Genomic DNA, 13,890 nt, shown 5'->3' with positions numbered 1-13,890 from the left:
TTTTGCGAAAACCGTAAATGGAAAACATCCGACTATGAAAAAACTTATAAAATTGTTTTGCTTTTTTTCGGCAATATGCCTGACTTCATTTAGTCAGACAAGAATTGTAAGGTATTATACTATTAATGAGGGATTGGCTAACAATGCCGTATATAGTATTTCTCAAGATAAAAAAGGTCGGATGTGGTTTGGAACAATTGACGGACTTCACAGTTTTGATGGGAATATAATCCGTGTTTGGAGAGATGAACGGGTGAGTTCTTTAGGTTCCAACATCTATACCATAAAGGAAGATGACAGGCAACATCTCTGGATAGGTAGTGATCAAGGGCTGTCTTTATTCAATCTCAAGACTGAGAGCTTTGGTACATTTAACGGTCAGACCGCTATGGGGAGCAAAATAAACTCTCCTGTGAGTCGTATTATAATGGATAATAACAAGAACATGTGGATTGCTACAGTAGGACAGGGAATTTTCCATTATAACTCGCACACAGATGAATTATATCAGTATACAGCATTGGGTAAGATCAACTCGGATTACATTTCTGACATTATAGAAGATAGTTCGGGAGTAATCTGGGTTGCCAGTATGAACGATGGAATCAGCAAATTCATCCCATCAGAAGATCTATTCCAAAAGGTGGCTGCAGGAGGAATCAAAAATACGATTTCCATTTTCGAGGATGCAAGACATAACATTTGGGTGGGTAGTAGTAGAAACGGGCTTTATTGGTTGGACAAAAAAGGGAATAAACTAGTACAAAAATTAGAGCCATCGGACTCCACACGGGTATTCCAGGTACGTAGCATTGTAGAAAGAATACCTGGAGAGTTACTAATAGCTTCTGATGAAGGACTCACGAAATATAATACACAGACCGGAGAAAAACATATTATACACTCGGACCAGAACCAGCCCAATGGTTTGAATGACAACTATTTGCAAACATTGTTCGTTGATAGGGAACAAGCACTTTGGGTAGGTACCTACTTCGGTGGCGTGAATTACATTCCGCCAACAGGAGACAACTTTATACATTACTACAAAGGCAACACCCAGTTGGATGGCAAAATAATCAGCGTTTTTGCTAAAGCTGATGATGGCAATCTGTGGCTAGGCACTGATGACGCAGGCTTTTATCATTGGGACCGCCACAAAAATACATTTAAGTCTTATAAACCTCAACGTACATCTTCCAGCCCTACTTATCACAATATCCATGCCTTGTTGCAAGATGGAGACAAACTCTATATCGGGATGTATATGGGAGGACTGGACATTATGAACCTGAACACTGGAAAATTCAAAAATTATCAGGTTGGAAATTCCGCCCGGTCATTATATGCATCGGGAATCTATGCGCTTTACAAGGATTCCCATCAACAGATATGGATAGGAACCACTTCCGGACTCAACAAATATATACCTGAAACTGATGATTTTGAACGAATCTATGAGGTCCACCCGGCCGATATATCTTATATTATGGAAGATAAGAAAGGGCATTTATGGGTTTGTTCATTAAATAAAGGTATCTTCCAGTTGGACCGGCAAAAGCAAAAATGGGAGCATTTCTATTGGAAAATGGGAGAAAATGAAGCAGCAGCAATTCCCACAAATAAAATCATCACAGCATGTATAGACGGGAAAGAAAATTTGTGGTTGGGAACTGATGGGTGCGGATTACTCAAATACGATGATAAAAGTAATACTTTCGTGAAAGTCGCTCTACCGGAAAACATACGTGTCATTTATAAAATTATAGCCGCAAAGAATGAACTATGGCTGACTACAAGCAATGGAATGTATTGTTATCAACCTACCAATGGGAATATCAAAACTTATAATAAATATGATGGATTGCAAGAGAATCAATTCTTGCCTAATTCAGGTATACAGTTATCAGATGGTACCATTTTTGCCGGAGGAATCAACGGGTTCAATGAATTCCATCCGGAAAAAATGACGCGTAATGCACAAAAGCCAAATGTTATCTTATCCGACTTCCAACTGTTTAACAAATCTGTGAAAGTCAATGATAAAGGTTCTCCTTTATCAACTTCAATAACCTATGCAGAACAATTGGCGTTAGAACACCAACATTCCATATTTAGTCTGTCAGTATCTACATTGAGCTACATAAATCCAACCAAAAACCAGTATAAGTATAAACTGGATGGGTTCGAAAAGAATTGGACGGAGACAAACTCGGCCCCTCATGTGACATACACCAATCTTCCATCCGGAAAATATACTTTCCGTGTCAGTTCATCCAATGGTGACGGAGTATGGAATGAAGATGCAATAGTTCTTCCTATTCAGGTTCTTCCGCCCTGGTGGACTTCTGTTCCACTCATCATACTCTATATATGCTTAGGCATAGGGATATTGGCTTACTTTTATTATCGTATGATTAAGAAGCAAAAGGAAAAAATGGCCATAATGGCTATTGAAAAGGATAAAGAGATTTATCAGAGCAAAATAGAATTCTTTACTCACATGATACATGAGATCAGGACTCCCCTTACCTTGATACTGGCTCCATTGGAGAATGTGATGAGACTGACAGGAAGTATACAAGAAGCAATGCCGCAACTTTTAGTAATTGAACGTAATGGGAAGCGCCTACTGAGTCTGGTCAATCAGTTAATGGATTTTCGTAAAGTAGAATCCGGTGGAATGAACGTAAATCCAGTGAATACAGATGTAAAGGGAATTCTTGCGTCTATCTGCCAACGGTTCTCTCTTTCGGCTGAACTGAAGCACATAAATGTTGTATTGAATATGCCGAAAGACGACTGTTATGCCAAAATAGATCCGGAAGCTTTTACGAAGATTGTAAGCAACTTATTGTCTAATGCTCTGAAGTTCACGGTTTCACATATTTGGATAGATTTGATTTGTGTGAAAGGACGAAAACTGGAACTAAGAATAAAAGATAACGGCCAAGGAATAGCATTGGAAGAACAGGAGAAGATATTCACTCCTTTCTATCAGATTAAAGAGAATAGACCGAGTGACAACATTGGTACTGGCGTTGGCTTACTGTTAGTGAAGAAATTGGTCGATATGATGCATGGTGAATTAAAGCTAGAGAGTGAACCGGGAACAGGATCTACCTTTATTATATGGTTTGAACAAAGTGAACAACAAGAAGTCCCGAAACAAGAAAAGTCTTTAGTTGAAACAACACTTCCGAAAGAAGCTGAAAAGATGGATGAGCAAAAGCCATACCATATTCTGGTAGTAGATGACAATCAGGATTTATTGGATTATTTACGTGCACTTTTATCACCCAACTATAAAATTAGCTGTGCTTCAAATGGGAAAGAGGCTCTCAAGTGGCTGGATGAATGGATACCGGATTTAGTAATTAGCGATGTTATGATGCCTATCATGAATGGCATCGAATTTTGTAAGCAGATGAAACAGAATCTCCGTACAAGTCATGTACCGATAATCCTACTCACAGCCAAGGTGGAAACAAGTGATTACGTAGAAGGACTGGAAAATGGAGCTGATCTCTATATTTCCAAACCCTTCTCTTCGAATATTATAAAGGCCCAGATACACAGTTTGTTCATAAATAGAGAAAAAGTGAAAGGAAACTTTAAGAATGAGCCTATGAGTCATTTAGAAACAGTGGCACATTCACAACTTGATAAAGCTTTTCTGGAAAAGATAGCTAAGATTATAGAAACCAAAATGACTGATTCTGATTTCACTGTAGATATCTTGGCACAGGAAGTCGGCATATCCCGTACGGGACTGTTCCAAAAGATAAAAGCGGTATCGGGCATGACTCCCAATGACCTTATCCGCATTATACGATTAAAGAAGGCTGCAGAATTATTGTCGCAGAACGAAATGCAAGTAGCGGAAGTTTGCTTTCAAATCGGCTTCTCATCCCCTTCGTATTTTACTAAATGTTTTCAGGCACAGTTTGGTATAGGACCTGCGGAATTTAAACGCAAAAAATAAGACGTCATCCTTTCTTATATCAAGATGACGTCTTATCATTTTTACTAATCCTAATCGAATGATTATTCAAACTCCAACGTACCGAAGAAGTCGGGACGATGAAAGTCCGGTTTCTCTATTTCTATCGGGTTCCACGAAAGAAAATGAGGGGTCTGCAATTCATCGCCACATTTATAGAAATTGGCTTTCAGCTCCTTTCCATCGAGTGAATCAATCTGATGTTTGAAGAACACAGCATAAGGGATAATCAGAGCGACTTCCCAGTTTGTCTCTTCAACGCGTTCCTCAAAAGGCGCATTGCCCAGGCTGGACCAGCGTTGCACAAGAGCTGTCACCTCCTTCGGAGCGTGCTCACGACCGTTACGGGTAGGGCCGGCACCAATCAGAATTGTCCCGATGCAGTTGCACTCTATATTATAATAGACTCCGTCACCAGCCGGTATAGAAAAGAATTCTACACAGGAATCAGTCCATACAGAACCGTTATCTTCGCCATACCTGGCACGCACACTCTCTTCTTTTACTTTAAAATGCAACAAAATAGAGTCCTGCGTGTGAGCTATACGAAAATTCACTTTGGGTTTGTAGGGATATTCAGCCCAGTTGACACACTGAATGGCCTGAAAATCTATTTTTTCTTCATCGAATAATTTAGGAAGCGAGCAAGCCTCCACGTTAGCCGCACTAATTTTCTTTACTTTCATATTTCTTTCGTTTGAATGATACAAATATAGTTACTTTCTTCTAATAAGGTTCACAGAAATGAAATAAAAACAATATATTTGCCAATAGTAATACCTTAAAAGAACGAATTAGTGAGAAAAATAACTCTTTTATTTCTACTATTTTTAAGCGTAGCCGCTATCCGTACGCAAAGTCAAAACATTACTTTCAGTCATTTGACCACGGATGACGGACTTTCACAGTTCTCTGTCAACAGCCTGTATATCGATGAACAGGGAATTATATGGATCGGCACACGCGAGGGACTAAACCGGCATAACGGTAACGACATTAAAAGTTTTAAACTCAAGAAGAACGACCCGAACAGCCTGTTCAGCAATACAGTGCTGCGCATCACCGGAAATAAGAACGGGAAAGTGTACCTGCTCTGTACCGACGGTGTGGCCGAATTTGATCTGGCAACCCAAAAGTTCAAGACATTGCTTCAAGGCAATGTAGATGCCATTTACTTTAAGGAGAAATTATATATAGGTAAAAGGGAAGAAGTCTTTGTATATAATGAAAGTACGGGCAATTTCGACCTTTTCTATCATCTTGCCGGAAAGAATATCACTCTGTCCTGCCTGCATCTGGATAAGAACAAGAATCTATGGATGGGAACTACCGGTAATGGCGTTTACTGCCTGTCGGAAAGCAAAACACTTTCGCAGCCTGTCAGCAAAGGTAATATAACCAGTATCTATGAGGATTCTTCCAAGGAGTTATGGATAGGTAGCTGGGAAGAAGGACTTTACCACATAAAAACGGACGGAAGTATTGAAAACCTCCACCATGACTCTATGAATCCGAACAGTCTCTGTTCCAATTTTGTCAGAAGCTGTTGCGAAGATAACTCCGGAGATTTGTGGATAGGAACATTCAACGGGCTGAACCGGTATGACAGACGCACAGGCAAGTTTCATCTCTACACTGCCAACGACAACAGTCCCGACGGACTCACCCACTCTTCTATCTGGTGTATCGTAAAAGACAAACAGGGAACGCTTTGGCTGGGAACTTATTTCGGCGGAGTGAATTACTTCAATCCCGAATATGAAATCTATACCCGCTATAAAGTGGGAGATACAGAGAAGGAAGGTCTGAGTAGCCCTATCGTCGGAAGAATGACGGAAGACAAAGATGGCAATCTGTGGATTTGTACCGAAGGGGGCGGTGTAAACGTTTACGACCGGATAAATAACACATACCGCTGGTACCGTCACGAAGAAGGGAAGAACAGTATTTCGCACAACAATGTGAAGGCTATCTATTACGACCGTGCTAATGAAATTATGTGGATTGGCACGCATCTGGGCGGACTGAACAAACTCGACCTGCGTACCAACCGTTTCACCGTCTACCGGATGAAGGTGGGCGACTCAACTTCATTGCCGTCGGATATTGTACGTGATATTGTGCCGTACAAAGATAAACTGGTGATTGCCACACAGAACGGTATCTGCCTGTTCAGCCCGGCAACAGGTACTTGTGAACAACTCTTCAAGGAAACCAAAGCGGGCAGAAATATCAGTATGGTAGCCAGTCTCTGTTTCGACAAAGACGGTACTCTATGGATTGCAGCTACCGGAGAAGGCGTTTACTCCTATCGGTTCGACACCAACACACTCACCAATTACGCGCATAATCCGGCTGTTCCGAATAGCCTCAGCAACAACAATATCAACAATATCATGCAGGATAGCAACGGAAACCTGTGGTTCTCGACTTCCGGCAGCGGATTAGACCGTTATCGCAAAGAGAGCAATGATTTCGAAAATTTCGATGTACAGAAAGATGGCTTGTCCAGTGACTGTATATACGAAGTATTCGAATCTTCCATTCAGAAAGGAGATTTATTGCTGATAACCAATCAAGGCTTCTCGCAATTCAACTATCCGAGCAAGAAGTTCTATAACTATGGTACGGAAAACGGATTCCCGCTGACTGCTGTCAATGAGAATGCGCTGTTTGTCACGCGTGATGGAGAAGTATTCCTAGGCGGTATTCAGGGAATGATTTCTTTTTGGGAAAAGAAATTCCATTTTACCCCGAAATCCTATAATATCATTCTTTCTCGCCTGCTGGTCAACGGAAGGGAAGTTACCCCCGGAGATGAAACCGGCATACTGAAGCAGTCGCTCTGCCACACACCGGAGATTAGCCTGAAAGCGAATCAGTCGATGTTCACCATCGAATACGCCACCTCCAACTTCATTCCTGCCAACAAAGACGAAATTCTCTATCGTCTGGAAGGTTTCTCCGACGAATGGAATCATACATATCGCAAACAGACGCTCATCACCTATACGAACCTGAATCCGGGCAAGTACACACTCGTCATCAAATCACAGCGGGACGGAATTAAAGAAGCCAAACTTCTTATAATAGTACTTCCTTCCTGGTATGAGACGTGGTGGGCTTACCTGATTTATACCATTGTCACAATCAGTCTGTTGTGGTATCTTATTCAGAACTATAATTCACGAATCAAACTCCGCGAGTCTTTGAAATACGAAAAGAAACACATCGAGGACCTGGAGGCACTGAACCAGTCAAAGCTGCGTTTCTTCACAAACATCTCGCATGAGTTCCGCACGCCGTTAACACTTATCGTGGGACAAGTGGAAACTCTGCTGCAAGTACAAACATTTACCCCAAGTATATATAATAAGGTATTGGGAATCTACAAGAACAGCATCCAACTGCGGGAGCTGATTACCGAGTTGCTAGACTTCCGCAAACAGGAACAAGGGCACATGAAAATTAAGGTAAGCAAACACAACCTGGTAGACTTCCTGTACGAGAATTATCTGCTCTTCCTTGAATATGCCAGCAGCAAGCAGATTAATTTCAAGTTCAACAAGCAGAAAGATGTCATTGAAGTATGGTATGACCAAAAGCAGATGCAGAAAGTAGTCAATAATCTATTATCCAACGCATTAAAACATACGAAAGCGGAAGATACCATTTCCATCAACGTTTCGCAGGAGCAAGACCATGCCATCATTGAAATAAAGGACACCGGTACAGGCATCGCCACCGCAGAAATAGACAAGATTTTCGACCGGTTCTATCAGACCGAACTACTGAATTCACTGAATACCGGTGCCGGAACAGGTATCGGGCTGGCTCTGACAAAAGGTATCGTCGAGCTTCACCACGGCACTATCCGCGTAGAAAGCGAGCCGGGCAAAGGAAGCAGCTTCATCATCACCCTGAAACTAGGCAAGCAGCATTTTGCCGAGGAACAGATAGCACAAAGCGATACGGATACTACTATTCAGGAGACAGAATCTTTCGTGCCTTCAGCAGAAATAGTATCTGAATCGGAATGGAAAGAAGAAGACAACAAGCGGATTGAAGATGCCAAGATGCTGATTGTGGAAGATAATGAGTCTATCAAGCAAATGTTAGTCGGTATTTTTGAGACATTCTATCAAGTCAGTACCGCTTCCGATGGAGAAGAAGCACTGGAAATGGTAAAGAAAGATATGCCGAGCATTATCCTAAGCGATGTTGTGATGCCACGTATGTCCGGCACGGAGCTTTGCAAGCGGATTAAGACGGATTTCGACACGTGCCATATTCCGATTGTGCTGTTAACGGCGCGCACTGCAATAGAGCATAATATTGAAGGATTGAAAATCGGTGCGGACGACTATATCACGAAACCGTTCAATACCAATCTCCTGATTTCCCGTTGCAACAACCTGGTAAATTCCCGCCGGTTGCTACAGGAGAAATTCAGCAAACAGCCCCAGGCTTTCGCACAGATGTTGGCCACCAATCCGATGGATAAGGAAATGCTGGATAGAGCAATGGCTATTATCGAACAGCACCTTGATAATACAGACTTCAACGTCAATATCTTCGCACGGGAAATGGGTATGGCACGCACAAACTTGTTTACCAAGTTAAAAGCGGTGACAGGACAGACACCGAATGACTTTATCCTGAGCATACGTCTCAAGAAAGGAGCTGTCATGTTACGGAATAATCCGGAACTGAATATCACGGAGATTTCCGACCGGATCGGATTCTCCTCTTCACGCTATTTCAGCAAATGCTTCAAGGAGATTTACCATGTCAGTCCGCTGGCTTACCGTAAAGGTGAGGAGAAGGAAGAAGGAGAAGAAGAGGCAGAACAATAATTTTCATTATCAAATAATTATGCATTAAGCAGACACTGCTGTGCCAAAGGAAATATTCTCCAATTGGTACAGCAGTGTACAATTTTGTACTTCACTTGTACGTTACTACTCATTCATATTTCTCCAACCATTTATCTTTGTGCATCTAATATCACCTCTAAAATACAACATTATGAGAAACGTTTCACGTCTACTTCCGTTATTGCCCGGCATCGCGATGCTGACCGGATGCAACCACGCAGCCCAAAAGAGCAATAGACAAAACGGTCAAAAGCCCAACATTATTTATATATTCGCAGACGACCTCGGCATCGGCGACCTGAGCTGCTATGGAGCAACTAAAGTGAGCACTCCTAATATTGACCGACTGGCAGGGCAGGGAGTACAATTCACCAATGCTTATGCCACCTCAGCCACCAGTACCCCCTCCCGTTTCGGGCTCCTGACCGGTATGTATCCCTGGAGACAAGAGAACACCGGTATTGCTCCGGGAAACTCGGAACTTATCATTGACACAGCCTGTGTCACAATGGCCGATATGTTGAAAGATGCCGGTTACGCTACCGGTGCAGTCGGCAAATGGCATCTGGGACTGGGTCCGAAAGGCGGCACCGACTTCAACAGCCCAATCAGTCCGAACACACAAAGCATCGGATTCGACTATGAATTTATCATCCCCGCAACCGTAGACCGCGTCCCCTGTGTATTTGTAGAAAACGGTCGTGTAGTAGGTCTTGACCCTAACGACCCTATCACCGTCAGCTACGACCATAAGGTAGGCGACTGGCCTACGGGAGAAGAAAACCCGGAACTTGTGAAGCTGAAACCCAGCCAAGGGCACAATAATACCATTATCAACGGTATTCCCCGTATCGGCTGGATGACCGGCGGGAAGTCCGCCCTCTGGAAGGATGAGGATATTGCCGACATCATCACTGATAAAGCAAAGAATTTTATAGCTTCCCATCAGGAAGAACCTTTCTTCTTATATATGGGTACACAAGACGTACATGTCCCCCGTATCCCCCACCCGCGCTTCGCCGGAAAGAGCGGGCTCGGAACCCGTGGCGATGTCATCCTGCAACTGGACTGGACCATCGGAGAAATCATGCACACACTGGACAGCCTCAACATCGCCGACAACACGATCCTTATCTTCACCAGCGACAACGGCCCTGTTATTGACGATGGCTATCAGGATCATGCTTACGAACTGCTCAACGGACATACCCCGATGGGAATCTACCGCGGCGGTAAATACAGTGCTTATGAAGCAGGTACACGCATCCCGTTCATCGTACGCTGGCCCGCCAAAGTAAAGCCAAACAAACAACAGGCCCTTTTCTCTCAAATCGACGTATATGCATCGCTTGCCTCTCTCCTAAACCAACCTCTGCGAAAAGGAGCGGCACCCGACAGCCAAGAACACCTGAATGTACTTTTAGGCAAGAGCAATACAGACCGTGACTATATCGTTCAGCAGAACCTGAACAATACGCTTGCTATCATAAAAGGTCAATGGAAGTACATCGAACCGAGCGACGGCCCTGCCATCGAGTTTTGGACGAAAATGGAACTGGGTAATGACAAGCAGCCGCAACTCTATGATTTATCATCCGATCCATCGGAGAAAACGAACGTAGCCGCACAGCATACGGAGGTTGTAAAAGAGCTGTCAGAGCTACTTAATGCAATAAAAGTACAATAAAAAACAAAGAACAGATATGTATTATTTTGTATCAATCTTGAATAATTCTATCCATAGAATAAGTACTAATCAACATATCTTTGCCAACGTAAACTTAATAAAATCACTTAATTTTTAATATATGAAAAAACATCTATCCGACCAAACAAGAAAAAGGATGTTCTCTATGATAGGGATGCTTCTGCTTTCTGTTTCATTCGTACTTGCACAAGTACTCGTTAAAGGTACAGTGAAAGATAACTTAGGAGAAGGTGTTCCCGGAGCCAGTGTTCAAGTTAAGGGCACCTCACAGGGAACAATTACCGACCTTGACGGAAAATTTGCTCTTAACGTACCTAACAAAAATGCAACATTGGTTATTTCCTTTATCGGATATGTCACTGTCGAGCTAAAAGCAGACACACAAAAGCCAATGGTCATCACATTAAAAGAGGACACAAAGACTTTGGACGAAGTAGTAGTTGTCGGCTACCAGGAAGTACGTCGCCGAGACTTAACTGGTTCTGTTGCGAAAGCAAATATGGAGGACATACTAACTGCTCCGGTTGCTTCATTCGATCAAGCATTAGGAGGACGTATTGCTGGCGTAAATGTAACTTCAAGTGAAGGGATGCCCGGTAGCAATATGAATATTGTCATCCGTGGTAATAATTCACTGACACAGGAGAACTCACCGTTATTCGTCATTGACGGCTTCCCCGTTGAAGACTCTTCTGCAGCCAGTACTCTGAATCCTTCCGATATCGAATCTCTGGAAGTATTAAAAGATGCATCCGCCACAGCCATCTATGGCGCACGCGGTGCCAACGGAGTTGTAATCATCACCACGAAGAAAGGTAAAGTGGGACGTGCACAATTGTCTTATGACGGTAGTGTCGGCATACAAAACGTCACACGTACCATTCCGATGATGGACGCTTACGAATTTGTCAAACTACAAAATGAAATGTATCCGACAGTCGCAGCCAGTTCTTACCTCATGAACTATGAGGGCAAGCAATGGACGCTGGAAGATTACCGGAACATTGACCAATACAACTGGCAGGACGAAATCTTCCGTACTGCCTGGCAACACAATCACACCTTGAGACTGACCGGTGGTACGGAAGGTGTACGTTACAATGCTTCCCTTTCTTACTTCGACCAAAACGGTACACTGCTGGAAACAGGTTACGAACGTATGCAAGGACGTATGAATACAGTAGTACGCCGTGGTAAACTGAACATGAGTCTGACAGCCAACTACTCACGCTCGATCCAGACAGGTAGTACACCGTCAGCCACTTCTTATAGTGGTATGAACAACCTTTTCTATAGCGTTTGGGGATACCGTCCGGTAACTTCACCCGACACTCCGCTGAGTGTTTTGATGAACAGTGCGACAGACAACTCTGTAGATGCAAGTAATGACTATCGCTTCAACCCAATTCTGTCATTAAAGAACGAATACCGGAAGAATTACACCAATAACCTTCAGATGAACGGATTTGCAGAATATGAAGTTATGAAAGGATTGAAACTCAAAGTTTCTGCCGGATATACCTACGATTCACGCAAGCAAGACCAGTTCAACAACTCCAATACACGCTACGGTGGACCGACCTCTACAGATAAGGTAAATGCACAAGTTACCCGTTCGGAACGCTTGACATGGTTGAATGAGAACACCCTGACTTATCAGACCAATATACAGAAGAAGCACTTCATCAACGCATTGGCAGGTATCACTTTCCAAAATTCAGACTATGAGATTTACTCTTTCCGTACCACCCATATCCCCAACGAATCTCTCGGAATGGCCGGAATGAGCGAAGGACAGGCAGGTACCACTTCCTCTGCAAAATCGTCATGGGCCATGCTTTCTTACCTTGGACGCCTGACTTATAATTATATGTCCAAGTATTATGCCACAGTTTCATTCCGTGCCGATGGTTCTTCCAAGTTTAACAAAGAAAACCGTTACGGATACTTCCCTTCCGCTTCTCTGGCTTGGACATTCACGGAAGAAGAGTTTATGAAACCGGTGAAAAAGATATTATCCAGCGGTAAGATCCGTGCAAGCTGGGGACTTACAGGAAATAACCGTATTGGTGAATATGATTACTATGCATTACTTGCCGTATTAAAATCAAGAGTAGGTTCTTACTCTTTAACTAATTCAATACCAAGCGGTGTATATCCGTTTGACAATGATGCCACCAATGCGGGCGTAGTTCCGACCTCATTACCAAATAAAGACTTGAAATGGGAAACGACTGAACAATGGAATTTAGGTCTCGACCTCGGATTCTTCAACGAACGCATCGGAGTGACTATGGATATCTATCGTAAAACTACCCACGACTTGTTGCTGAACGCTTCTCTCCCCTATTCTTCCGGCTATTACAGCGCAACCAAAAATATAGGGAAAGTACGAAATGATGGTTTGGAATTAAGTTTGAACACAGTTAATATTCAGACACGTGACTTCAAATGGTCATCCAACTTTAATATATCATTTAATAAGAATAAAGTACTGGCACTATCCGAGAATCAAACAGCACTGTTGACTGCCGCACAGTTCGACCAGAATTATAACGGGCAATCAAGTTACATTGCCAAACTCGGTTTACCAATGGGACTTATGTATGGTTATATCTACGAAGGAACCTATAAATATGAAGACTTCAATAAATCGGGTAATTCATACAGTCTGAAGTCCGGAGTACCTCACTACTCAACGGAGACGAACACACAGCCGGGTATGCCTAAATATGCCGACCTCAACGGTGACGGAGTTGTCGATTCCAACGACCGTACCATTATCGGCCGGGGAATGCCGATACATACAGGAGGTTTCACCAACAACCTCGAATATAAAGGAATCGATTTAAGTATTTTCTTCCAATGGTCGTATGGCAATGACATTATGAATGCCAACCGTCTGTTCTTTGAAAGTTCCAACAACCGCTCACGTGAATTGAACCAGTATGCAACTTATGCAAACCGCTGGACAGCAGATAATCCGACCAGTGATATTCCTGCTGCTACTAACTCCGCTTCCAACCGTGTCATTTCCTCACGCATTATCGAAGACGGTTCATTCCTTCGTCTGAAAAATTTAACTATAGGATATACACTTCCAAACAAAATCGTGAAGAAATGGAAGATAGATAAAGCACGTATTTATGTTGCCGCCCAAAACTTGTGGACATGTACCGGTTACTCCGGCTATGATCCGGAAGTATCCGTACGAAACAGTGCCCTGACTCCCGGCTTGGATTATTCTTCTTATCCGAGAGCCTATTCTATCAGCTTTGGCGTCAGCCTGGGATTCTAAATGG

Annotated in this window: 5 protein-coding genes; 4 read left to right on the top strand and 1 reads right to left on the bottom strand. The window is 42.9% G+C overall.

Annotated elements, in window-relative coordinates:
• Positions 1-34: 34 nt before the first annotated feature.
• The gene (locus ACGHVY_RS16290; RefSeq protein ID WP_390599940.1) at positions 35-3,985 is read left to right on the top strand and encodes a two-component regulator propeller domain-containing protein; all 3,951 of its coding nucleotides are present in this window, start codon (positions 35-37) and stop codon (positions 3,983-3,985) included.
• 62 nt (positions 3,986-4,047) lie between these two features.
• Here ACGHVY_RS16290 and ACGHVY_RS16285 read toward each other — a convergent pair whose 3' ends face one another.
• Positions 4,048-4,689, bottom strand: a complete 642-nt coding sequence (locus ACGHVY_RS16285; RefSeq protein ID WP_390599938.1) for a carbohydrate-binding family 9-like protein — start codon at positions 4,687-4,689, stop codon at positions 4,048-4,050.
• Positions 4,690-4,800: 111 nt separating this feature from the next.
• Between ACGHVY_RS16285 and ACGHVY_RS16280 the strand changes: the two genes are divergently transcribed.
• From ACGHVY_RS16280 to ACGHVY_RS16270, 3 genes are all read left to right on the top strand, one after another.
• A complete protein-coding gene (locus tag ACGHVY_RS16280) occupies positions 4,801-8,859 on the top strand; it encodes a two-component regulator propeller domain-containing protein (RefSeq protein WP_390599936.1) in 4,059 nt (1,352 codons plus the stop codon).
• A 172-nt stretch (positions 8,860-9,031) separates the two neighbouring features.
• Positions 9,032-10,567: a sulfatase-like hydrolase/transferase gene (locus tag ACGHVY_RS16275; protein WP_390599934.1), complete on the top strand. Its 1,536-nt coding sequence runs from the start codon at positions 9,032-9,034 to the stop codon at positions 10,565-10,567.
• A 157-nt stretch (positions 10,568-10,724) separates the two neighbouring features.
• Positions 10,725-13,886 carry a SusC/RagA family TonB-linked outer membrane protein gene (locus ACGHVY_RS16270; RefSeq protein ID WP_390600952.1) on the top strand — a complete coding sequence of 1,054 codons (3,162 nt, stop codon included), beginning with the start codon at positions 10,725-10,727 and terminating at the stop codon, positions 13,884-13,886.
• Positions 13,887-13,890: the final 4 nt, after the last annotated feature.

Origin of the sequence: Bacteroides sp. f07 (assembly GCF_042854785.1) — a bacterium.
Taxonomy (GTDB): Bacteria; Bacteroidota; Bacteroidia; order Bacteroidales; family Bacteroidaceae; genus Bacteroides.
Note: the sequence above shows the minus strand (reverse complement) of the source record. Positions and strands in the feature narration are given on the sequence as shown.